The sequence below is a fragment of the Polaromonas jejuensis NBRC 106434 genome (assembly GCF_001598235.1).
Lineage (GTDB): Bacteria > Pseudomonadota > Gammaproteobacteria > Burkholderiales > Burkholderiaceae_C > Polaromonas > Polaromonas jejuensis.
In genome coordinates this window covers 337,250-358,047 of the sequence record NZ_BCYO01000002.1, presented here as the reverse complement: position 1 = coordinate 358,047, position 20,798 = coordinate 337,250, and the positions used below count along the sequence as shown (strand labels likewise).

General features: G+C 63.4%; 24 protein-coding genes. 13 read left to right on the top strand and 11 right to left on the bottom strand.

What is annotated here, in order from left to right:
- The first annotated feature begins 4 nt into the window (after positions 1-4).
- Positions 5-544 (top strand): 2-amino-4-hydroxy-6-hydroxymethyldihydropteridine diphosphokinase, encoded by a 540-nt coding sequence (gene folK, locus PJE01S_RS04195; protein WP_068831865.1) that lies wholly within the window; start codon positions 5-7, stop codon positions 542-544.
- Here the strand turns inward: folK and pdxH are convergent.
- Positions 541-1,194 (bottom strand): pyridoxamine 5'-phosphate oxidase, encoded by a 654-nt coding sequence (gene pdxH, locus PJE01S_RS04190; protein WP_068831864.1) that lies wholly within the window; start codon positions 1,192-1,194, stop codon positions 541-543. The two genes, folK and pdxH, sit on opposite strands and share 4 nt — an antisense overlap.
- A 77-nt stretch (positions 1,195-1,271) precedes the next feature.
- On the opposite strand from pdxH, the gene PJE01S_RS04185 reads away from it, so the two are divergent.
- On the top strand, positions 1,272-1,823 hold the full coding sequence (locus tag PJE01S_RS04185; protein WP_068831863.1) for a nucleotidyltransferase family protein: 552 nt from the start codon (positions 1,272-1,274) through the stop codon (positions 1,821-1,823).
- On the opposite strand, the gene PJE01S_RS04180 is transcribed toward PJE01S_RS04185, so the two are convergent.
- Positions 1,813-2,373, bottom strand: a complete 561-nt coding sequence (locus PJE01S_RS04180; RefSeq protein ID WP_068831862.1) for a gamma-glutamylcyclotransferase — start codon at positions 2,371-2,373, stop codon at positions 1,813-1,815. The genes PJE01S_RS04185 and PJE01S_RS04180 overlap by 11 nt on opposite strands.
- 97 nt (positions 2,374-2,470) lie before the next feature.
- On the opposite strand from PJE01S_RS04180, the gene PJE01S_RS04175 reads away from it, so the two are divergent.
- The 3 genes from PJE01S_RS04175 (at position 2,471) to eda (ending at position 5,706) form a co-directional block, all read left to right on the top strand.
- A complete protein-coding gene (locus PJE01S_RS04175; RefSeq protein WP_068831861.1) occupies positions 2,471-3,037 on the top strand; it encodes an OmpA family protein in 567 nt (188 codons plus the stop codon).
- Between the two features lie 198 nt (positions 3,038-3,235).
- Positions 3,236-5,053, top strand: coding sequence for a phosphogluconate dehydratase (gene edd, locus PJE01S_RS04170; protein ID WP_068831860.1), 1,818 nt, complete (start codon positions 3,236-3,238; stop codon positions 5,051-5,053).
- On the top strand, positions 5,044-5,706 hold the full coding sequence (gene eda / locus PJE01S_RS04165; RefSeq protein WP_281178553.1) for a bifunctional 4-hydroxy-2-oxoglutarate aldolase/2-dehydro-3-deoxy-phosphogluconate aldolase: 663 nt from the start codon (positions 5,044-5,046) through the stop codon (positions 5,704-5,706). The genes edd and eda overlap by 10 nt, the downstream gene beginning before the upstream one ends.
- A 103-nt stretch (positions 5,707-5,809) precedes the next feature.
- On the opposite strand, the gene gloA is transcribed toward eda, so the two are convergent.
- Positions 5,810-6,220: a lactoylglutathione lyase gene (gene gloA, locus PJE01S_RS04160; protein WP_068831859.1), complete on the bottom strand. Its 411-nt coding sequence runs from the start codon at positions 6,218-6,220 to the stop codon at positions 5,810-5,812.
- Between the two features lie 189 nt (positions 6,221-6,409).
- Between gloA and PJE01S_RS25705 the strand changes: the two genes are divergently transcribed.
- Entirely contained in the window at positions 6,410-6,613 is a 204-nt protein-coding gene (locus tag PJE01S_RS25705) for a hypothetical protein (RefSeq protein ID WP_218017491.1), read from the top strand.
- Between the two features lie 227 nt (positions 6,614-6,840).
- On the opposite strand, the gene PJE01S_RS04155 is transcribed toward PJE01S_RS25705, so the two are convergent.
- Positions 6,841-7,734, bottom strand: coding sequence for a LysR family transcriptional regulator (locus tag PJE01S_RS04155; RefSeq protein ID WP_068831858.1), 894 nt, complete (start codon positions 7,732-7,734; stop codon positions 6,841-6,843).
- 141 nt (positions 7,735-7,875) lie between these two features.
- Here PJE01S_RS04155 and PJE01S_RS04150 point away from each other — a divergent pair, with 141 nt between their 5' ends.
- The 4 genes from PJE01S_RS04150 (at position 7,876) to PJE01S_RS04135 (ending at position 10,354) form a co-directional block, all read left to right on the top strand.
- Positions 7,876-8,442: a DUF488 domain-containing protein gene (locus PJE01S_RS04150; RefSeq protein ID WP_245660596.1), complete on the top strand. Its 567-nt coding sequence runs from the start codon at positions 7,876-7,878 to the stop codon at positions 8,440-8,442.
- Complete coding sequence (locus PJE01S_RS04145) at positions 8,439-9,137, top strand: CBS domain-containing protein (RefSeq protein ID WP_068831857.1); 699 nt, start codon at positions 8,439-8,441, stop codon at positions 9,135-9,137. Before PJE01S_RS04150 ends, PJE01S_RS04145 begins: the two co-directional genes overlap by 4 nt.
- A 156-nt stretch (positions 9,138-9,293) precedes the next feature.
- Positions 9,294-9,746 (top strand): hypothetical protein, encoded by a 453-nt coding sequence (locus tag PJE01S_RS04140; protein WP_068831856.1) that lies wholly within the window; start codon positions 9,294-9,296, stop codon positions 9,744-9,746.
- A 377-nt stretch (positions 9,747-10,123) separates the two neighbouring features.
- Positions 10,124-10,354, top strand: coding sequence for a hydroxyacylglutathione hydrolase C-terminal domain-containing protein (locus tag PJE01S_RS04135; protein ID WP_084389343.1), 231 nt, complete (start codon positions 10,124-10,126; stop codon positions 10,352-10,354).
- 30 nt (positions 10,355-10,384) lie between these two features.
- On the opposite strand, the gene PJE01S_RS04130 is transcribed toward PJE01S_RS04135, so the two are convergent.
- On the bottom strand, positions 10,385-12,781 hold the full coding sequence (locus tag PJE01S_RS04130; protein WP_245660594.1) for a spermine/spermidine synthase domain-containing protein: 2,397 nt from the start codon (positions 12,779-12,781) through the stop codon (positions 10,385-10,387).
- 67 nt (positions 12,782-12,848) lie between these two features.
- A complete protein-coding gene (locus tag PJE01S_RS04125; RefSeq protein WP_245660592.1) occupies positions 12,849-13,586 on the bottom strand; it encodes a protein-L-isoaspartate(D-aspartate) O-methyltransferase in 738 nt (245 codons plus the stop codon).
- A 436-nt stretch (positions 13,587-14,022) separates the two neighbouring features.
- Here PJE01S_RS04125 and PJE01S_RS04120 point away from each other — a divergent pair, with 436 nt between their 5' ends.
- The gene (locus tag PJE01S_RS04120; protein WP_245660590.1) at positions 14,023-14,745 is read left to right on the top strand and encodes a SixA phosphatase family protein; all 723 of its coding nucleotides are present in this window, start codon (positions 14,023-14,025) and stop codon (positions 14,743-14,745) included.
- 53 nt (positions 14,746-14,798) lie between these two features.
- Here PJE01S_RS04120 and PJE01S_RS04115 read toward each other — a convergent pair whose 3' ends face one another.
- From PJE01S_RS04115 to PJE01S_RS04095, 5 genes are read right to left on the bottom strand one after another with little or no spacing between them, the layout of a single operon-like run.
- Positions 14,799-15,656, bottom strand: coding sequence for an ABC transporter ATP-binding protein (locus PJE01S_RS04115; RefSeq protein ID WP_084389342.1), 858 nt, complete (start codon positions 15,654-15,656; stop codon positions 14,799-14,801).
- Positions 15,656-16,399 carry an ABC transporter ATP-binding protein gene (locus PJE01S_RS04110; RefSeq protein WP_068831853.1) on the bottom strand — a complete coding sequence of 248 codons (744 nt, stop codon included), beginning with the start codon at positions 16,397-16,399 and terminating at the stop codon, positions 15,656-15,658. Before PJE01S_RS04110 ends, PJE01S_RS04115 begins: the two co-directional genes overlap by 1 nt.
- A complete protein-coding gene (locus PJE01S_RS04105; protein WP_068831852.1) occupies positions 16,396-17,376 on the bottom strand; it encodes a branched-chain amino acid ABC transporter permease in 981 nt (326 codons plus the stop codon). Before PJE01S_RS04105 ends, PJE01S_RS04110 begins: the two co-directional genes overlap by 4 nt.
- On the bottom strand, positions 17,373-18,272 hold the full coding sequence (locus tag PJE01S_RS04100; protein ID WP_068831851.1) for a branched-chain amino acid ABC transporter permease: 900 nt from the start codon (positions 18,270-18,272) through the stop codon (positions 17,373-17,375). Before PJE01S_RS04100 ends, PJE01S_RS04105 begins: the two co-directional genes overlap by 4 nt.
- Before the next feature lie 57 nt (positions 18,273-18,329).
- Positions 18,330-19,568 (bottom strand): amino acid ABC transporter substrate-binding protein, encoded by a 1,239-nt coding sequence (locus PJE01S_RS04095; protein ID WP_245660589.1) that lies wholly within the window; start codon positions 19,566-19,568, stop codon positions 18,330-18,332.
- Between the two features lie 564 nt (positions 19,569-20,132).
- Here PJE01S_RS04095 and PJE01S_RS24310 point away from each other — a divergent pair.
- Positions 20,133-20,504, top strand: a complete 372-nt coding sequence (locus tag PJE01S_RS24310) for a histone protein (RefSeq protein WP_245660587.1) — start codon at positions 20,133-20,135, stop codon at positions 20,502-20,504.
- Positions 20,505-20,558: 54 nt separating this feature from the next.
- Positions 20,559-20,765 carry a hypothetical protein gene (locus tag PJE01S_RS24995; RefSeq protein ID WP_157090215.1) on the top strand — a complete coding sequence of 69 codons (207 nt, stop codon included), beginning with the start codon at positions 20,559-20,561 and terminating at the stop codon, positions 20,763-20,765.
- Positions 20,766-20,798 lie beyond the last annotated feature (33 nt).

Sequence of the window (20,798 nt, the reverse complement as noted above, 5' to 3'; positions counted from 1 at the left end):
GGTCATGCACAAGGGCGAGCCTGCGCCTGACGCCGCCAGCCATCCCGGCTGGGTGAGCGCCTACGTTGCCCTGGGGGCCAATCTGGGCGATGCCGTGGCGGCGCTGCGGCAGGCGCTCAGGGCCATGCAGCAGTTGCCGCTCACGCAGGTCCGGCAAGCGTCGAGTCTTTATAAAACCGCGCCATTGGACACCGATTCAGGCAGCGAGCTTCGGGCGCCGGGGGCCGACTATTTCAATGCCGTAGTGGCGCTGGAAACCGGCCTGAGCGCGCCCGCGCTGCTGGACCAGTTGCAGCAACTGGAGCAGCAAGCCGGGCGCGAAAGGCCTTACCGCAATGCGCCGCGCACCCTGGATCTGGATTTGCTTTTGTATGGCAGCGCCCGGATGGACTCCGCGCGCCTCACGCTGCCGCACCCGCGCATGACGCAGCGGGCGTTTGTGCTGGTGCCGCTGGCTGAAATTGCCCCGGACCAGGTGAGCGCCGAACAGCTCGAGGCGGTTAGTCACCAGGCCATAACGCGGCTGGGGCCGCTGGCTGCTTAGGGCGCCAGGCGCTCGCGCAACCAGCTGGCGTCGGCCTGCAGCGTATAGCGCAGCCGGTCATGCAAGCGGCTTTTGCGGCCCTGCCAGAACTGCCAGTTGTCGGGCTTGAGGCGGTAACCCCCCCAATGCGGTGGGCGCGGCGGCTGCAATAAAAATTTCGCGCCGTACTTGGCCGCATTGGCCACCAGCACGCTGCGGCTGGTGATCACTTCGCTTTGCGGGCTGGCCCAGGCGCCAATGCGGGAGTCCAGCGGCCGGCTGTTGTAGTAGGCATCGCTTTCTTCGGCCGAGACTTTTTCCACCACGCCTTCGATGCGCACCACGCGTTCCAGCTCCACCCAGTGGAACTGCAGCGCCGCATAGGGGTTGCCGGCGAGTTCCCGACCCTTGCGGCTGTCGTAGTTGGTAAACCACACAATGCCGCGTTCATCGAAGCCCTTGACCAGCACGATGCGGGTGGACGGGCGCAGGTTGCTGGCCACGGTGGCCAGCGTCATGGCGTTCGGTTCCGGTAGCTGCGCCGCGATGGCTTCGTCCAGCCACTGCTCGAACTGCTTCAAGGGATCGGCCTGCGAGGCATCTTCATTGAGCTCGGCGCGCTCATAGCTTTTGCGGAGGTCGGCGATGGAGGAGGAGAGGTGCTCTGACATACTTGCGAGTATAGAGATTGAAGCGCAGAAATCACGCCCCCTGCGCCTTCACCATCCCCTTACCGGATCATTCCTTCATGCCTCAGTCGGGTCTTCCCGTGGTGATTGTTCTGGCCGCCGGCCGCGGCGAGCGCTTTGCCGCGTCGGGCGGCACCGTGCACAAACTCCAGGCCCTGCTGGCCGGCAAGCGCGTGCTCGACCATGTGCTGGATGCCGTGCAGGCCAGCGGTTTGCCGCACCATGTGGTGCTGCCCGCCGCCGCAAACCCTGGCATGGGGGATTCCATCGCGGCCGGCGTCAGGGCCACAAGAGATGCTGCAGGCTGGTTAATTCTGCCGGCCGATTTGCCCCTCATCCGTAGCGAAACCCTGCGTACCATCGCCCTGGCGCCGCCTAGTGCGGTCACGGTGCCGCTGTACCAGGGCCAGCGCGGGCATCCGGTGCGGTTTTCGGCGGCATGCGCCCCAGCGCTCCTGCTTTTAAAGGGAAATCAGGGTGCAGCCCAGATAGTACGGGCGCAGGAGGCTATCAATTCAGTAGCGTTTGTGGCGACCGATGACGTTGGCACCGTGACCGACATTGACACGCTGGACGACCTGCGTCGCGCGGAAATGCTGTTTAGTCGCTGACCAGCGCGAGCAGCTTACCCAGTGCGTGATCCTCAATGCCCAGGGTGCGCAGTTTGTCGTAGGTCAGCTGGGCGTAATCGCGGGTCGTGCCGTAGCGTCCGCAGGAGTCTGAAAAAATCTGCCGGTACCGGTCTTCGCTGAGCACGCCGGTATGGCTGGGGCTGCGCTTTGACAGCGTGAAGGCCAGCGCTTTCACGTCTGCCTTGGCCTGGCCTGACGCCGTCCGGCAGCGCAACCATTTCGGGTCATACACGCCGTTGGGCATTTCCCTGTCCCACAAGGCGGGCAGGGCGGCGGCCACGCGGTGCCGCGGGATGCGAAAGACCAGGCCCTTGCAGCTGCCGCCGGGCAGCAGGCCGAACACCAGGCCGGGGCATTCGGGCGTGCCGCGGTTGACGCGGCTCCACATCTTCAGCGCGCGGTGGTAGCCGTGAAGGGTGGCAAAGCGTTCTTCCGCAAAGTCGAATTCGGGCCGCCAGATCAGCGAGGCATAGGCAAAAATCCACAGATCGCTTTGGCCGCCCCACTCGCGCTCGACCGCCTCCAGCATATGGGCTGGATTGCGCAGGGAAGAAGGGTCCGGGTTGACTGAATTTTCCACAGCCGCACTTTACAATGCGCTGAGTTTTCATGACAGGAGTCGGGCGATGTTTTCTCAGGACAATGATGGTCAGCAGCGTCTGGCCTTGACGCTCGTTTTTGGCCTGGTCGCGTTTATCGTGATGGGCGTTCTCGCCTTTGGTGTTTACCAACTGCGTCACTCCCGCGTCGTTTCCACCGCGCCCGGCGTCGCCGTTGTCCCTGCGGTTTTGCCTTCCCAGCCGGCCAGTGCGGCGCCCGCAGAGGCGCCCGTGAGCGCCGCTCAAATCGCGCAGGCCGCTTCGGATGCGGCCAGCGTCAAGGTCGAGCAGGGCGTGGTGAAGTTCTACTTCGCCTCCGGCAAGGCCGACCTTGCCGCGGGCGCTGGCGAAGCGCTGGTCGATCTGATCAAAGCCGCCAGGTCGGGCCGCAAGCTGGTGATCTCGGGTTTTCATGACGCTACCGGCAACGCCGCCCAAAATGCGGCGCTGGCCAAGCAGCGTGCGGTGGCGGTGCGCGAGGCGCTGATGGCGGCGGGCGTTGCCGAGCAGCAGATCGAACTCAAAAAGCCCGAGCAGATGGCTGACAGTGGCAACAGCGCTGAAGCACGGCGCGTGGAAATCAGGCTGCAATAAGCGCCGCGACGGCATGGCCTGTTCCGGCCAAAGTGTCGGGGCAGGCTTTTACCGCTGCGGCCCGTTTGGGCGCCACAAGAGTGGAGTGCCGATTTTGGTAACCGCTCAGTAACCATGCGGCAGGAAAATGCATCCGTTACCAGTTACCATAAGGTCGGTAATAAAGTTACATGCCGCTCCTGGCAATAAGGTGTACCCATGGCTCTTCACTCTGCAGTTTCAGACATCACGGCCCGCATTGCCGAGCGCAGCCGTCCCACGCGCAGCGCCTACCTGGCCCAATTGCAGGCCGATCTGACGCGCGCGCCCAGCATGGACCGCATGGGCTGCGCCAACCTGGCGCATGCGGTGGCCGGCATGCCGCTGGATGACCGCTTCAAGGTGGTGACCGAGCGCGCGCCCAACATCGGCATCGTCACGGCCTACAACGACATGCTGTCGGCGCACACCCCGCTGCAAAGCTATCCCGCGCTGATCAAGGACGAAGCCCGCAAGCATGGCGCCACGGCGCAAGTGGCAGGCGGTGTGCCCGCCATGTGCGACGGCGTCACGCAGGGCACCAGCGGCATGGAACTGAGCCTGTTCAGCCGGGATGTGATCGCCATGGGCACGGCGGTGGCGCTGTCGCACGACATGTTCGATGCGGCGCTGATGCTGGGCGTGTGCGACAAGATCGTGCCGGGCCTGCTGATTGGCGCGCTGCAGTTCGGCCATCTGCCTACGGTGTTTGTACCGGCCGGACCCATGCCCTCAGGCATGGCCAACAAGGAAAAAGCCAGGGTGCGCGAACAGGCCGCCCAGGGGCTGGTGGGGCGCGAAGGCTTGCTCGAGGCCGAGCTCAAGTCCTATCACAGCCCCGGTACCTGCACGTTTTACGGCACGGCCAACAGCAACCAGATGCTGCTCGAGGCCATGGGCCTGCATGTGCCCGGCACCGCCTTTGTGGCGCCCGGCGGCGCGTTGCGCGACGAGCTCACGCGCGAGGCAACGCGCACCGTGCTGGGCATCATCAAGTCCAGGCGTTTTGCGCCGATTGGGCAGATCGTGGATGAGCGGGCCATCGTCAATGCCATGGTGGCCCTGCTGGCCACCGGCGGCTCCACCAACCACCTGATTCACTGGGTGGCGGTGGCGCATTCGGCGGGCATCGTGATTGACTGGAATGATTTTTCGGCCCTGTCCGATGTCGTGCCCTTGCTGACGCATGTCTATCCCAACGGCAGCGCCGACGTGAACCAGTTCCAGGCCGCGGGCGGCACCGGGCTGGTGATTCGTGAATTGCTGGACGCCGGTTTCATGCACGAAGACGTGCTGACGGTGCGTGAAGGCGGCATTCGCGACTACACGCGTGAGCCGGCGCTGGCTGGCGCGTCGCTGGCCTGGCATGACGCGGGCGACTCCAAAGACGAAACCATTGTGCGTCCCGTCGCCCATCCGTTCAGCCCCACCGGCGGGCTCAAGCTGCTGCAGGGCAATCTGGGCCGCAGCGTGATCAAGGTGTCTGCCGTGCCCGATGACCGGCATGTGGTCGAAGCGCCCGCCCGCGTTTTCGATTCGCAGGAGGACTTGCAGCTGGCCTTCAGTGCCGGCGAGCTGGAATGCGATGTGGTGTGCGTGGTGCGCTGGCAAGGCCCGCAGGCCAACGGCATGCCGGAGCTGCACAAGCTCACGCCGCCGCTGGCGGTGTTGCAGGGCAAGGGCTTCAAGGTGGCACTGGTGACCGATGGCCGCATGAGCGGCGCCTCGGGCAAGGTGCCGGCCGCCATTCATGTGTCGCCGGAGGCCGCCGCGGGCGGCCCGCTGGCCAAGGTCCGCGATGGTGACCTGATCCGCGTGGACGCGCTCACGGGCGAGTTGCAGGTGTTGGTCGCGCAGGCCGAATGGGCTGCGCGACCATTGGATGTCATGCCGGCCGAATTGCGCCAGCGCAACGGCATTGGCATGGGACGGGGATTGTTTGCCGGCATGCGCGAGCGCGCGCTGACGGCTGAAGAAGGAGCTTTATCGTGGATGTAAATCTGGACGTCAGCGGCAAATTGACCGCCTTGCAAGTGATGCGGGACGCCCCCGTGATTCCGGTGATTGTGCTGAGCGATGTCAGCCAGGCTGTGTCGCTGGCGCGCGCTCTCGTGGCGGGCGGCATCCGCATGCTGGAGGTCACCCTGCGCACGCCGCAGGCGCTGGCCTGTATTGAAGCGATTGCGCGTGACGTCCCCGAGGCCGTGGTCGGCGCCGGCACGGTGCGCAGCGCCGCCGACGCGCAGGCCTGCGCCATGGCCGGCGCCCGTTTCGCGGTCAGCCCGGGCTACACCCACGCGGTGGGCCAGGCCTGTCGCGATGTCGGCCTGGCCTTGCTGCCCGGCGTGGCCACCGGCAGCGAAATCATGATGGCGCAGGAAGACGGCCTCACGGAACTGAAGTTTTTCCCCGCCATGCAGGCCGGCGGTCCGGCCATGCTCAAGGCCTGGGGTGGGCCGTTTGGCGACGTGAGGTTTTGCCCCACGGGCGGTGTGTCCATGGCCAATGCGGCCGAGTTTCTGGCCTTGCCCAACGTGGCCTGCGTCGGCGGCTCCTGGCTCACGCCCGCTGAGGCGCTGGCGCGTGGCGATTGGGCCCAGGTGACCGCGCTGGCGCAGCAGGCCTGCTTGCTACAGCGGCAGGCTGCTTGAGCCGGGGAGCGCTCAAACCTGGAAGGTTATGAGTGAAATCGGCTTCCAGCCCAGTAGGAATGGGTGCAAGCAGCTATTGAAACAATAGCAAACGCTGTAAGCCTTAGCGCAAGCCAGCGCCACCGCCATCTTCTGCGCGCTGGATCAATTCAATCTTGTAGCCGTCCGGGTCGGTCACAAAGGCAATCACCGTCTTGCCGCCCTTGACCGGACCGGCTTCGCGCGTGACATTGCCGCCCGCCGCCTTGATTTTTTCGCAGGCCGCATAGACATCAGGCACGCCCAGCGCAATGTGGCCATAGGCGGTGCCCAGCTCATAGCTTTCGGTGCCCCAGTTGTAGGTCAGCTCAATCTCGGCCTGCGCCGGATTGCCTTCATAGCCGACAAAGGCCAGGCTGTACTTGTATTGGGGGTTCTCCGAAGTGCGCAGCAGCTTCATGCCAAGCACCTGGGTGTAGAAGTCGATGGAGCGCTGAAGATTGCCAACGCGCAGCATGGTGTGGAGGAGTCGCATGAGTGGATAGGGTGGGGAAGTCGTGGATGGCCTATTGTCGCCAATCTCCGCCGCGCGCGCCGACCGCCCCCGCGCATGGATGCTGTGGCAGCGGCGATATGACCAGCGGCCATTGCCGATGGGGATGCTTCATGGCGTCAAACTACTCTGACGCTGCGCTGTTGCCGTCAGAACTTCCAGGATTTTGCCTTGCAGCAACTTCATGTCGCCGGACTTCAGGATGCAGCCATTCATACCAGCCCTCAGGGCGGTTTTGACATCAAGCTCATCCGAGTTGCCAGTCAGCGCGAGGATGGAAATGCCCCGATGTGTTGGATTCCGTTGAAATCTGACCCATTGGGTCAGGCTTCAGCGCAATTCAACAAACATAAATTGTCCGCACACAGACAATAAATCCGGCTATCCATGACGAATCCGGAGGGCGCCGCCTTAAAACTCATTACGGGGTGACGCCCGATCGCATCATAGGCACCACCCCCGGCGACATGGCCTGGTGAGCATCGTCATCGGGTCGGATCTGGTGCGGGCCCTCTGTGGACGACGAAGCCAAGCGGTTGAGCAAGTCGCGCCGGGTGGGGCGCGACACCCGGCTTGTGTCATGGAGGACTCGCCGGCGCCGATCAGCGCGATGCCTTCTTGTCTCGTGGGGCCGCATTCGTCGAGGTCTGGGGCCGGGGATGCGCCACCTGCCGGAAGCCTGCCAGGGCCGGATTCACAAGCTTGGGATCAGCTCCCGCTGCGTAGACAGCGTAGGCCGGATAGAGGAACTCTGGCGCGCCGGGCACCCGGTGCAAATGTCCCGATTCCAGATGGCTGCGAACCACATCGAGCCGGAAATATCCGGTGCCGCCGGCGGCCAGAAGGTATTCACGTCCGAGCGGACCCAGTCCGGCCGTGACACCGGCATTCGACAGTTCGGGAAACGCGAGGGCGTGCTGTACCGCGAACTCCGGGCCCCAGTCGACATAGACGTAGTCCGTCGGGCGCGGCGCTCGGCTGCGCCTGGACGTAGTGACCATTACGAGCTTTTCCGCGATGAGGAGTTCGACCTGCAGGCCGGGCCGCTGCTGCGGGGCGTAGACGATGGCAAGGTCGAGCACGCCGGCTGCTACCTTGGCGAGCAGATCCTGCGGGAATCCGACCTCCGTTCGAATGGCCAGGTGAGGGGCTGCGGCGCGCATCCACAGCAGCCATTGCAGCAGCAGCGGATCCCAGAGGCTGATCTCGCATCCGACCGCAAGGACGGCGCGGCGCCCCGCGGGCACCGCCACCTGATGGCGTGCGCGCTCCCAGACCTGCAGCAGTGTGGTCGCGTGGGGCAGGAATTGCTCGCCTGCCGGCGTGAGCACGGCGCCGGCCTTGTTGCGAACGAAGAGCTTGCGGCCCAGCAGTTCTTCGAGCGTGCGAACGCGTGCGCTGACCGAGGTCTGGGTCACATGCAGGCGCTCGGCGGCGCGCAGGAAACTGCGCGTCTCCACGATTTCGAGAAAAGTCCGGGCGAGGTTGATATCCATGGCCGACGGGTTGAATGTATGCAAAATTATTGCACTTAAATCAAAATAAAAGTCGTTTTACTTTCTTGAAAATGGCGTGCAAGATGATTTCGTCAGGAGCGGCCGGCATGGCAGTCCGGGCCCTGGCGCAGGAGCAACACCATGTCGAGCGACCCGGGCAACGTCTCCACGTTGGCGGATTCCACCGTACCCGATACCCGATGGACTCGTCGATGGACGACGCGTCGTCGCGGATGCATGAGCAGCGGAGAAAGCGCCATGCACGCATCGCCGCTCATCGACCCTGCCGCATCGCCCGGCTCCGGGGATCTGGGCCGGGCGCACCGTGCTGTTGCGGTGAAGCGCGCCCGCGAAAGCGCATCGGTGGGCGACGGCATGCGCGTCCTCGTCGACCGGCTCTGGCCACGAGGCCTTGCGAAGCAGCAACTGGTCATGGACCTCTGGCTCAAGGACGTGGCTCCAAGCAGTACCTTGCGCCGGTGGTATGGACATGACCCGAGCCGATGGGAGGCGTTTGCACGGAAGTACCGCGTTGAACTCGCACAACGCGACGACCTGCTTCAGCTGCTCGACGATCTGCGCCGCCGGGGAAAGTCAACCCTGCTCTGCGACGCGCGCGATTCCCTGCACAGCCACGCCATCATGCTGCGCGAGCTGCTCATCGAACGGTGCTTCCCGCGCCACAATGCGAAAGGAGTTGAGCCATGAAAGCAAAAGAAATCATGACGGCACCCGTCATTACCGTTACTCCCGACACGGGTTTGCAGGACATTGTCGCGCTCCTGCTGGAACATCGCATCAGCGGTGTCCTGGTCGTCGACGAAGGCAGGGTTGTCGGTGTGGTCGGCGATGGAGACCTGCTGCATCGCCACGAGATCGGCACAGATGGCCGGGTGGCGTATCGTACCTGGTGGCAGCGGCTCAGCCAGACCGATCCAGCGCCAGTTGCGTACGTCAAGTCCCATGGCGGGCACGCCAGGGATGTCATGAACCATGAAGTGGTCTCGGTACCGGAGGACGCGCCGGTCGCCCGGATCGCCGCTATCTTCGAGGCGCGTCACATCCGGCGCGTACCCGTGCTGCGCGATGGACAACTGGCCGGCCTCGTGACACGGGCCGATCTGGTGCGCGCACTCGCGGCAAGAACGGCCCTGAGGGCGCCGTCCCCGCAACGGATGGACGACGAGGCAATCCGGGTGCGATTGCTCGAGGAGCTAGGCAGGCAATCCTGGTGGTCCGGGAATTGGTCCAACGTCTTTGTGCACCACGGTGTCGTGAGCTATGTTGGCGCGTTCCAGCGCGAGGCCGACAAGCAGGCCGCGCGCATCGCTGCAGAGAATATTCCCGGCGTGTGCGGTGTAGAGGATAGGCGCATGCCATATGGCGACTGGATGACGTTCTGATCGATGAGGTACCTGTCGTAGATTCAAGAGCACAACCGCTTGCTGCAGGAGGTCTTCGTACCGGTGCGTGTCAGCTGATCGACGGCCCGCACGGCAGTGCCCGGAGCAGCGCACTGCGTTGATTCGCTGTTCCATGACTCCACCAGGAGATTAGAGATGAAAACCCTGATCCATAAGGCCGCCATGGCAGCGACCCTGGGCGCGCTGACGATGGGCGGTGCCGTCGCACAGACCGCGATCGCTCTGCCGCCCGTGCACAAGAGTGGCGACGTCGAGTACCTGAGCGGCGGCATCGGCAAGGTTGAGTCCACAGCGATCGAACGCGCCAGCAAGCAATGGCCGTTGACGCTCGAGTTCGCCGTAAAGGACAAGCAGCGCGACGTCTTCGCGGCCAACGTGAAAGTGGTGGTGCGCGACGCCAAGGGGCATGCCGCCCTGGAGGCCACCTCGGACGGACCGTTCCTGCTGGTCAAGCTGGCGCCGGGGCCCTACGTTGTCGATGCAACGCTGGCGGGCAAGACGCTGCACGAGAAGGTAGTCGTCAAGCACGGCCAGCCGACGAAGGCGGTTTTCCTCTGGCCAGCCGGCACAGGTGAGACCCGTTCATGACGGAGTCGGGGACGGCGCCCCCATCCTGCATACCTCGGCCGCGATGATCGGGGTGTGCATGGCGGTGCTGTCGATCGGTCCTGGCGGTGAACACCTTGGTGTTCATCGTCAGCGCGCCGTCGCGCTTGAATCTGGCAGCGGGGCAATAAGTGGGTGGCGGCTTGAGACTGACTGCTGTCATACAGCTTTTCGATCTGCTTGCTCCAGACCGGTCACTCAGGGCTGTTGGTTATTGGTCGGCAATGTGGCGACGATTTCAATACTCTGAGTACCCGCCACCAAATCCAGTCACTCGCGACGGTCCGCTTTCCTGTTCTACTGTAGTAGGAGCCGCCCGGCGCCCGGTGACCCGCCGAACTGTGGCCTGATGACGCTCGCTGGAGCCGGCCAACGGCGCTGTCCGGGCCCGGCTTCCCCGCGTGGCCGGTCATGCCTCGAAGACCTCGGTCGCCTCCACGCTCAAGGATGAAGAGCAGTTCAATACCTTCTTCCGCCTCACAAGCCCGAGTTTGGTCGCCCAGTTGCGTGAAAGCTCTCCGGATCTCCCGGAGGAACCCGATGCCAAGACGGTGTTCCTCAAGCTTCGTGAGTTGCGCAACAGGTGGTGATGCGGGATGACGCGCGGCGCGCATGAAGTGTCAAGGACGAGCCGCAGCCGCAACCCCATACAGAACCAGCGCAGCCACGACCACGGCGGTGAATCCGATATGGATCGCGAGCAGCGTGGCCAGCACCGCCCCGGTGACCGACGCGCAGCCGTTGATACCCCAGGCCCAGGGAATGAGCCGGGCATCTGTTGCCTCCACCTTCGCCAAGCCCAAGGGGAACGGCATGCCCATGAAGAACGCCAGCGGGGCGATGAGGGCGGCCGAGATCAGGATCCTCGCCGCGTCCGGCAGCCCCATCGGGTGCTGGAAGAGCCAGGAAAGCAGGACCAGGCAAAGCGCCGCTGACAGGCAAATGGCGCCCGCCACCGCCGCCACCGGGTACCGCATGGCCCTGGCGCCTTCTGCCAAGCGCCCGGAAACGCGGCTGCCGATTCCGGCGAACAGCAGAAACGCGAACAGCACGACCGCGACCGCATAGAGCGGGTGGCTCAGAAACAGAACGAACTTCTGGATGAACGCGATCTCGATGAACATGAAGCCGAAACCGATCGCCAGAAAGTAGACGAGGATGCGGCCGCGCGGTCCGGCGAGTGGCATTCGGTTGTTCTGCCGGGCGCCGACCCATGTGACCCATGCCAAGGGCAGGCCGATCAACAGCAGGCTCGCGATCGCCGCTTGAACAAGCGTCGCCACGAGCACCGGATAGCCCCATTCCAGCAGCGGCAAGCCACCTTGCCCCTTCAGCGACCAGAGCTCGGGCAGCGAGCGCCACTTGAAGAAGTGGAAGAAGTGCGGCTTGTCGTCGGTGGCCGGGGCAATGTGGAACTTGTAGCCCTGCAGGAACTCTTCCCTGCCCGGACCCAACAGCGCCGCGGCACCGTCGAACAGGTCGGGAGGTTCGACCACGTTGTAGCGGTTCGCTTCCTCCGGCCGCATGCCGGGATAGAACGCCAGATCGAACGAGCGGGCGACGCAGAACGCCTTGATCGCCGCGATGTCCGCGCCGTCGAAGGCGCCGTTCTTGACAAGCAGTGTGCTGGTCTTCCAGCTGCGCACCAGGGCGAGCCGTGACCCGGGGTCAGCGACGCCCGATTGCTCCAGCGCCACCACGGCGGCGGCAAAGAGCTTGAGCGCATCGCGCGGCGGCAGCGTGACCCAGCGCGTGATCGCCAGCAGCCCGCCGGGCTGCAAATGCCGCAGATCGTCCTGCAAGGCTTCGACCGTGTAGAGATAGTTTTCTGACAGCGCGTAGAGGCCGGCCGAGGAAGCGCTGAAGGAATCGAGCAGCGCCACCTGGATGAGGTCGTAGCGTTCCGCGCTGGCCGCGACGAAGCCGCGCGCTTCGGCCACATGCACGCGCGCGATGCCCGAATAGAGGCCGCCCGCATAGTCCGCGAAGCGGCGCGCTACCAGATCGACGACCTGGGGGTTCAGCTCCACCGCATCGATCTGCCTGGCGTCGTGATAGTGGGCCTGCAGCACATCCGCCCCGGCGCCGGCCCCCAGCACCAGCACGCGCGGATGGCGCAGCAGGTGATAGGGCAGTGCCGAGCTGATCTGGTCGAGATGGACCAGGCTGCCCTGCCGCCCGTCGAATCGGGTCAGCGCGTTGAGGCCTTCGCCGTCGATGAAGACCCCCAACTGCGGCGGCGGCTCGGTCGTTGCATTGAGGCTCAATCCCGGTGCGTGGCGTAGCGGAATGCGCGGACTCTCGACCACGCTGACGAGGCCCAGCGGGCTCGATTGCTCGACCACCAGCCGGGCTTCGGGAATGCGCAAGATCTGTGACAGTTCCTTGTACGGCGACATGGTGGGTGCAACCCAGGCTTGCGGCAACAGCAAGGGCAGGCCGGCCAAGGCCATCAGCAGGCCCGCCGGCCAGCGCCTGGGGCCACCGCATTCGAGCCACGCCACCGCCGCGGCGACCCATCCCAAGGCCCCGATCAGCTTCAATGCATCGGCCGGCGACAGCACGAACAGCAGGGCCACTACGCCCAGGCTTCCCGCCCCCGCGCCCAGAATGTCGAAGCTGTAGATGCGGGGCACCATGCCGCGAAAGCACGACAAGGCCATGCACACGCAGGCGCCGGCGCACAGGAAGGGCAGCAGAAGCAGCAGGTAGACCGCCAGCAGGTAGGCCGGCTGGCGCGGATCCCAGAGGATTTCCAGCGGATTGAACGGCACGCGCTGCGCCAGCGAAAAGCAGACGATGGCGCTGACCCCGAACGCCGCGGCGGCCGCGCTGAACAGCGGCGCAAAGCGCTGCTGCACTGCGCGTTGCGCCAAGGTCAGCACGGCGCCGCTGGCGCCGTAGCCGAGCAGCGCCAGGCTGATGATCATGTAGGCGAAGTGGTGCCACAGAATGATGGAGAACAGCCGCATCAGCAGGATTTCGTAGGCCAGCGCGGCGGCCGAGATCAGGGCCACGGCGATCACCGGTGGGGCGGCCCCGCCAGGCGCAGGCGCGCGTGTCCCGGCCATCAGCGTTCCTGGCTCAACGCTTGCCGGTCAACGGAACGAAGCGCACCGGCAGGATCTGCCGGGTCGAGATCGTCCCATCGCTGTTTTTCTCGACCAGCATCAATTGCTGGACCATGAACGCTGCGCCCACCGGAATCACCATCCTGCCGCCGGCCTTGAGCTGGCGGATGAGCGGCGGCGGAATGTGGCTGGCTGCCGCAGTGACGAGGATCGCGTCGTACGGCGCATGTTCCTCCCAGCCGTGGTAGCCGTCGCCCACCCGCACCTGGACGTTGTCGTAGCCCAGCTTCTGCAGGCGTTGCTGGGCCTGCAGCCCCAGCGGCTCGACGATCTCGATGGTGTAGACAGCACGGGCCAGATGCGCCATCACCGCCGCCTGATAGCCCGAACCGGTGCCGACCTCGAGCACCTTGTGGCCGGGTTCCACCCTGGCCAGATCGGTCATCAGCGCCACGATGTAAGGCTGCGAGATGGTCTGCCCATGGCCGATCGGCAGGGGCCGGTTCTGGTAGGCATAGGGAAGCTGGCTAGCGGGAACGAACTCGTGTCGCGGCACCTTCCCCATGACGGCCATCACGCGCTCATCGAGGGCTCGCTTGCCGATCTCGGCGCGGGTCTCGCCAGCGAGCACCGTGATCTCCTCCGTCATCCGCCGGCGCTCGGACGCGAAGTCTTCGGCTGCGGCGGTCTGTGCCCCTGTCATGGTCAAGAGGAGCGCTGCGGCAACAATGCGGACGGTGGGTGTGGCCATCGCTTCGGTTCGACGACGGGCTTGAGTTCATCACTGGGGAGCGGAAACTCTGTAATCATGGCCGAGCGCAAGATCGCGGTCCAGCGCGTGGTGTATGTCCACAGCATGGAAGTGGTCCGAGGTGCGCGGCGCTCAGCGAGCCACGGCAGGCATGACGCTTTGAGTGCACGGATCAATGCGGCTGGTGCATCCACGGAGAGTCGGCGCAAGCCGGCCTCGCCGGACCGCTCGACGTCAACCGCGTGGTCGGCAACCGGGCGGTCGCGCGGCGTTTGGCCCCGGCAATCACCTCTCCGCAGAGCGGACGCCTCCCGGCGCCAATCTCGTCGAACGTCAGTGGGCCAACGCCTGCTTTCCGGCAATTTCATGAGAGGTACAGAACTTCACCTTTGGGGACGATGCCGAACGCCACGAACGGCATCTGACGGGAAGGCTATTGGGCAACCTGAAAGCTGCCGGTCGCCAATACCCGCAAACGCTGCCTTCCTGTCATTCGAGCAGCAAGTCATCACCGAGCTTGACCTGTTTCCATGGACAGTTGAGCGACCCCCATCACCTTGATGCGGTGCAGCAGGCCGAACTTGCTGTGATGGACAGCGAGAGCCAGTACGACGAGCACGACGAGGCCATAGACATTGGCTACCCCGGCCATATAGGATGTGATATGAAAACACTATTCCTCATTCGCCACGCCAAGTCGAGTTGGGATGACGCTGCATTGCCAGACCGAGACAGGCCATTAGACGATCGCGGCGAGCGCGACGTCGCAAAGATGGGCAAGCGATTGGTGGAGCGCAATGTCAAGGCTGATTTGATCATGTCGAGTCCGGCAAAGCGCGCGCTCGCGACGGCGGTGGTCATCGCCAAGATGCTGGATTACAAGCGAAAGGACATCGTGGTGAATCATCGGCTGTATGCCGGCCAGATGGATGACTTGCTCGATGTCATCCAGGAGCTTGACCACAAGCTGGAGCGGGTGATGCTGGTTGGCCACAACCCTGAGTTGACCGAACTCGCGCAATACCTCTCCACTGAGATTACCCACATGCCGACGTGCGCCATCGCCGAATTCACTTTCCATGCGAAGTCGTGGTCAGCCATCGGCAAGTCCAAGCCCGACCAAGTGACGCTGGACCATCCAAAGAAATCTGACCCGTGATCCCGACGGAGGCTTCCAATGGCTGGATTCGCGTCGAATCAAGAATCGGTCAGCTAGGCGCCGAGAAACAGGCGCCCAACGTCGGGATTTTCGAGCAGTTCGGCGCCCGTTCCCGCAATGGCGACCGACCCCGAAACCAGCGCGTAGCCGATGTCGGCGAATTGCAGACCCTTCTTCGCGTTCTGCTCGACCATGATGATGGCTTTGCCCTCGCCGCGCTGCAGGTCGGACAGGATTTCAAACACCATATCGATGAAGCGCGGCTCCAGTCCGATCGAAGGCTCGTCCACCAACAGGATGCGCGGATTCATCACCAGCGCACGCGAGATTTCGAGCAGGCGCCGCTCCCCGCCTGACAGCACGCGCGCCGGCCGGCGGCGGCGATGGGCCAGGCTTGGGTACTTTGCAAACACACGTTCGGCGGCTTCCCTGGCCTGGTCGGGGTGCGCCAGCAGGTAGCCTCCCATCAGGACGTTTTCCTCCACCGTCATGTCGGGGAACACCGAGTTGTCCTGCAGGACATAGGCGATTCCGCAAGCTTTAAGCTTTTGGTTCGGCGACAAGCGCGTGATGTCCTCGCCGTTGACGCGGATGCTGCCTGCGGTGATGCGCGTGAAACCGTAGATGGAATGCAACACCGTGGATTTTCCGGCACCGTTGGGGCCGATCATGCACAGCGACTGACCGGCGGCCACCTGCAGGTTCACGCCGTGGAGAATCTCCATCTTGCCGTAACCTGCATGCAGGCTCTCGATGGACAGCAGTGGCTTGCCGCCGGCCAGCTCGGCGATGCGCTCGCGCGAAGGCCCCGCGCCGGCCAGGAGCGCAGCCTCGCGCGCGACGTCGTCGACCGAGAGCAAGTCTTCGTCCAGATTGGCATGGTCGCGCTGCCAGTGCTTCTGGTTCATCATCAGCGCGCCCCCAGATAGGCGTCAATTACTCGCTGATCATTCTGGATGGCGTCAGGCGCTCCCTGCGCGAGCAGCTCGCCATGCGCGAGACAGTAAACGTATTCTGCCAGCCCCATGATCACCCGCATGTTGTGTTCGATGACGAGCAGCGTGATCCCGAACTCGCGGTTCACTCGCTGCAGCCGGCTGATCAGGCCGTTGATCAGTGTCGGATTGATGCCGGCCGTGGGCTCATCGAGCAGCAGCATCCTGGGTTCGTTCATGAGCGCCATGGCGAACTCGAGCAGCTTCTGCTGTCCGAAAGAAAGTTCACCCGCCTGAAGTTGGCGTTTGGCGTACAGGCCGACGAACTTGAGGAGATCCTCGGCCTTGCCGGTCTCGGCGGGCGAAACGCGGCGAAACATCGAGCGCCATCGATCGCTGGACTGCGGCACGCTGATGATCATGTTTTGCATGCAGGTCATCCGGCCGTAGATGCGCGTTTGCTGAAATGTGCGCAACAGGCCGAGACGGGCGATCTCGGGCACGCGCAAACCCGAGATCTCGCGCGCCTGAAAGCGGATCGAGCCGGCGTCGATGGGGTGATAGCCGACGATCGAATTGAACAGCGTGGTCTTGCCGGAGCCGTTGGGGCCGATCAACCCGACGATCTTGCCCTCGGGCACTTCGAGACTGATCCCGTTGTTGGCGACCACGCCGCCGAATGTCTTGCGCACGCCCTGGATGCTGAGGATGGCTGTCACTGATGGACCTCCTGTTCTTCGACCCGGTGACCGAAGCGCTGCGGCCAGCGTTCGTGCGCCCACCCGAGAATCCCGCGCGGGAAGAACACCACGATGATCACGATCAACAAGCCGAGCGCCACGCGCTGCCAGCCGAGCAGGTAGGTCCAGAACAGCTCCTTGGTCAGATGGAAGACCACCGCACCGATCACGGGGCCCCAAAGCGTTCCCTTGCCGCCCAGGATCGCCATCAACACCATCCACACGCCGAAGGTCGCGCCCGCAAATGCGGTCTCGCGCGAATCGATGAAACCGATCATGTTGCCCACGGCACCGCCCGAAAGTGCCAGGAACAAGGCCGAGATGCACCACGCCGTAGTCTTGTACTGCGTCGTGCGCAGGCCCATCGCTTCGGCCTTGTCTTCGTCGTCGCGGATGGCGTTGATCGCAAGGCCAAAGCGTCCGCCGTACAACCAGCGCAGGATCGCAAAGGTGATGGCCGCCAGTGCGAAGGAAAGGTAGTAGAAAAAGCTCTCGCGCCCGCCGATCGCGCCGGGGAACAGCGGCGGGACCATGCCCGCGCCGGCGCCTATGAACTCCCAACCGCTGGCCAGTTCGCCCGCGGCAATGCCAAGACCGAGCGTGCCGATGGCGAAGTAGTGTCCGCGCAAGCCGAGCATGCCGGACCCGAGCAGCGCGGCGACGGCGACCGCAAGCAGGGCGCCCGCACCCATGCCAAGGAACAGCGCCGGGAAATAAGCGAGACCCGAGTCCCGCTGCACCACGGCACAGGCGTACATGCCGATGCCGAAGAACAGGATATTGCCGAAGGAGTTGTAGCCCATCTGACCGCCTTGCAGGTCCCAGGTGAGTGCGAACACGATCATTACCCACAGGAACGCCAGCTGCGTCCGGTAGTCGGGCGCAAGGATTGGCGCCAGCAGCGCCAAGATCGCGACGCCGGCATAAAGGGACAGGCGCGTGAATGCCGAGTTCATCGCAGGACTTTCCGCTTGCGACCGAGTGAGAATCGCCGCCACACGAGAATGACGACCAGGAGTCCAAATACAAACGCCGCCTGGTATTGCGCACCGAGGATGAACCCTGCGAAATTTTCCGCCGCGCCGAGCCCGAGCGCTGCGACGAACACGGCCATCACGTTGCCGAGTCCGGCGAGGATCACGATCATGAACGAGCGCACCGTGTACGGCAGGCCCAGGTACGGATGCACGACCCAGGTCATGGCCACCAAGGCCCCGGCCGCCCCGCAGATCGCCGCGTTGATGCCGAAGGTCCAGGCGTACACCGCGTCCGTATCAACGCCCATGATGCGCGCGGCACGCGCGTTCTGAGCCGTGGCCCGGATCGCCTGTCCCATGCGTGAACGCTTGAGAAACCACATCAGCGCAGTGCCGACCACCAGGGCCGCCACGAATGAGACGAGCTTGATCTCGGCGACCGTGACCAAGCCGCCGAACAGAAGCAAGGTTCCAAAACCGGACTCGGCCGTGCGCACGTTCGCGCCGAACAGGCCATTGGCGAGTTGCTGCAACAGAATGCTCAGGCCGAAGGTGGCGAGGATCGAAGTGAATAGATCCTGGTCCACGACGCGGAAGATGACGCTGCGGTACAGCGCCCAGCCGAAAAGAAACATCAGCAGCGCGGCCAGCGGAATGCCAAACAAGGGGTGGATACCGGCGGCGTACAGGAAGAACGCGACGTAACCCCCGAGCATGACCAACTCGCCCTGGGCGATGTTGATCAGGTTCATCACGCCCCAGACGAGCGCCATGCCGTAGGCCGGAAGCACATAGATCGCGCCGATCAGAATGCCGTCGAGCAGCAACTGCACCGACAGCTCGGGCGCGCCGAACAGCAACTGGAGGTTGTTCATCTCGCCATGCACTCCTCCCAGTCCTGGGCCGCCGGACCGGGGAACGGTACGACGTCGCTACGGCGCGACCTTTCTCGGCCAGACCAGCTTGGCCTCGGCCCATTTTGTCGGGGCCACCACCCTGTAGTGTCCGTTCTGCACCTGGTAAAGCACCATGGGCTTGGCGGTGTTCTTCCCGCTGGCGTCGAATTTGATCGGCCCGTAGAAGGTCATGAGATCGGTGCTGGCGATGGCATCGCGCACTTTCTCAGGATCGAAGGACTGGGCCCGTTCGAAAGCGTCCGCAAAGACCAATACCGACGCCGTCGACTCGGCCGCCTGGTAGGGCGCTTCGTAGCCGAACTCCTTCTTGAAAAGCTGCGCATACTGCTCGGCGGTACCGAACCACCTGTCCTGGTAGTTCAAGCTGCGATCCCACTGCGAAGCGCACAAAACCGTCTCGGCGATCTTGCCCAGCGTTTCCGCCAGCTGGGCCGAGTCGCAGTGCGTCGTGGCGATCATCGGGACGTTCACCTTCATCTCCGCCGTCTGTCGCACCACGAGGGTTGCGCCCTTCTCGTGCCCCGACACGATGAGCAGATCGGGTTTGACGGCCCTGACCTTGGTGAGCGTCGCCGCCATGTCGTTCAGCTCGGGCGGCAGCTTGTCGTCAATGACGACCTTCATGCCGTGACGCGCGGCATCCTCCACGACGCCGTCGCGTACGTCCAGGCTGAACGGATCGTTTTCAAACGCCATCGCGACCTTGAGCGTCTTCGGGTCGCGACCATTCTGCCTGGCGACTTCGGCGGCCAGATTCACGGCATCGCGCAAGTAGTAGTCCGAGGTAGACAGGACGGCAAAGAGGTAGCGATACCCTTGGGTGAACAATTCGCGAGCCGCACCGTTGCCTTCAACATGGGGAACCTTGTATTTCTCGGTCACCGGCGCGATCGCCATGGTCAATCCCGAACTGTAGGCGCCGAGCACAAACTTCACGCCGTCCTGGGCAATCAGGCGTTCCGCGAGCTGCGCCCCGCGCGCCGGCGTGGATTCATCGTCGTAGTAGACGACCTTGAATTTGTAGCTCTTGCCGCCAACCTTGACGCCGCCCTTTTCGTTGGCGCGCTTGACCGCAAGGTCGTAGCCGTCCTTCGTGTTCTTGCCGTTGACGGAGTACTTTCCGGTGAGCGACACCGCCGCGCCGAGAACGATGGAATCGCCTTCGACCTTGTCGGCGCCATTCGCTGCTGTCAACAGCAGCAGGGCGCAGGCGCCTGCGATCGGCAGGAATCTCATGGTGAATGTTTTCAGCATGATTGTCTCCTTCTGCGTCCCATCCGATGGCGTGTCGGCGCGCAACGACCCCCTCCTTTCTCAGGAGTTGACCTTGGCGCCCGCAGGGGCGGCTAGTTCAGTATAGCTCTTCGATACACCCAAGGGGGCAGTGGTTCACGAGAGTCCTGATCGGTGCAATCGAAGGGGCTCGGAGGTGGCGCTTGCTGCGGCGCGATGCGTTGACCGCCTCCGGCGCGCGGCGGGGGTGCCCGTAGCGCTTGTTGAGCCGTTCGCGGTTCGATGGCGCCAAGCTGTCGCACCGATGTGGCTATCGGTCGTTCACCAAGACTTATCAGGCTGACCGGTAACCAGCGTCGCGAAGCAAGGGTTGAGGCAACGGCTGCTTCTGGCCGATATGCTATCCCGTCGTTCGAATCCCAATCACCAGTGACCGCAAAGGGCACGCAAGCGACATTGATGGCGGTCGGGTATGGTGCGACCGGCTCGTCAATTGCTCAATGACAGCAATTTTCCGAGCACTTTCCTGACGATTGAATGCCGGCGTGGATAACGAACGAAAATATTGGCGACAATACGGTACTGGTGAAATATCTCAACCAGGTAAATAAAAAAGGAAATTTAAAAATGGCAACTGCGAAAAAAACGGCTCCAAAGGCTAAAGCAACCCCAAAGAAAGTAACGGCTCCTGCGAAAGTAGTGAAACCCGTTGCCAAAGCAGCTGTAAAAAAGGCTCCTGTTTCGAAGACAGCCAAGGCCGTTGCAAAACTTAGCGCAAGCATCGCGAAGCTGACCGAACGCAAGGACAAAATCAATACAGAAATCAAGGCCCTGCGTGATCAACGTACTGCATTGAAAGTTGTTCCGGTGGCTTCTGCGCCTGTAGGCCCAAAGGCAAAGGTTGCTCCTAAAGCTGCAGCGCCAAAGAAAGCGGGAAAGCCTGCTGCCAAGAAATAATATTCTTTAGCGACAATGTTGCTTCGCAGAAAAGACCCTTTTGGGTCTTTTCTTTTGTTCAAACCAATTGCCATCCCTGCAACCGCTTGGAAAACTCCGCTCGTCAACGTTTTTGATGATCCTCGACCCCTTGGCAAGTCCGAAAAATACAACCTGATTCCATTTTTAAATCATCCGTGCACTTTGTCGGCTTCGCTTGCCGTACGTCTGTACTGTCTGCGCTTCGCCTTCGCGTTCACGAATGATTTAGAAATGGAATGAGCCATTCTGAGAGGTCGATTCTTCGCGCGACGT

Excerpts from the sequence above, each read along its gene's own strand:
- PJE01S_RS04145 (WP_068831857.1), top strand. The coding sequence starts at position 8,439 with ATGAAAGCAAAAGAAATCATGACGGCACCCGTCATTACCGTTACTCCC.
- PJE01S_RS04155 (WP_068831858.1), bottom strand. The coding sequence starts at position 7,734 with ATGGATATCAACCTCGCCCGGACTTTTCTCGAAATCGTGGAGACGCGC.
- PJE01S_RS04150 (WP_245660596.1), top strand. The coding sequence starts at position 7,876 with ATGTCGAGCGACCCGGGCAACGTCTCCACGTTGGCGGATTCCACCGTA.
- PJE01S_RS04100 (WP_068831851.1), bottom strand. The coding sequence starts at position 18,272 with ATGAACAACCTCCAGTTGCTGTTCGGCGCGCCCGAGCTGTCGGTGCAG.
- PJE01S_RS04185 (WP_068831863.1), top strand. The coding sequence starts at position 1,272 with ATGCCTCAGTCGGGTCTTCCCGTGGTGATTGTTCTGGCCGCCGGCCGC.
- PJE01S_RS04175 (WP_068831861.1), top strand. The coding sequence starts at position 2,471 with ATGTTTTCTCAGGACAATGATGGTCAGCAGCGTCTGGCCTTGACGCTC.
- gloA (WP_068831859.1), bottom strand. The coding sequence starts at position 6,220 with ATGCGACTCCTCCACACCATGCTGCGCGTTGGCAATCTTCAGCGCTCC.
- edd (WP_068831860.1), top strand. The coding sequence starts at position 3,236 with ATGGCTCTTCACTCTGCAGTTTCAGACATCACGGCCCGCATTGCCGAG.
- PJE01S_RS04180 (WP_068831862.1), bottom strand. The coding sequence starts at position 2,373 with ATGCTGGAGGCGGTCGAGCGCGAGTGGGGCGGCCAAAGCGATCTGTGG.
- folK (WP_068831865.1), top strand. The coding sequence starts at position 5 with ATGCACAAGGGCGAGCCTGCGCCTGACGCCGCCAGCCATCCCGGCTGG.
- PJE01S_RS04105 (WP_068831852.1), bottom strand. The coding sequence starts at position 17,376 with ATGAACTCGGCATTCACGCGCCTGTCCCTTTATGCCGGCGTCGCGATC.
- PJE01S_RS04125 (WP_245660592.1), bottom strand. The coding sequence starts at position 13,586 with ATGGCCACACCCACCGTCCGCATTGTTGCCGCAGCGCTCCTCTTGACC.
- PJE01S_RS04140 (WP_068831856.1), top strand. The coding sequence starts at position 9,294 with ATGAAAACCCTGATCCATAAGGCCGCCATGGCAGCGACCCTGGGCGCG.
- pdxH (WP_068831864.1), bottom strand. The coding sequence starts at position 1,194 with ATGTCAGAGCACCTCTCCTCCTCCATCGCCGACCTCCGCAAAAGCTAT.
- PJE01S_RS04115 (WP_084389342.1), bottom strand. The coding sequence starts at position 15,656 with ATGATGAACCAGAAGCACTGGCAGCGCGACCATGCCAATCTGGACGAA.
- PJE01S_RS04095 (WP_245660589.1), bottom strand. The coding sequence starts at position 19,568 with ATGCTGAAAACATTCACCATGAGATTCCTGCCGATCGCAGGCGCCTGC.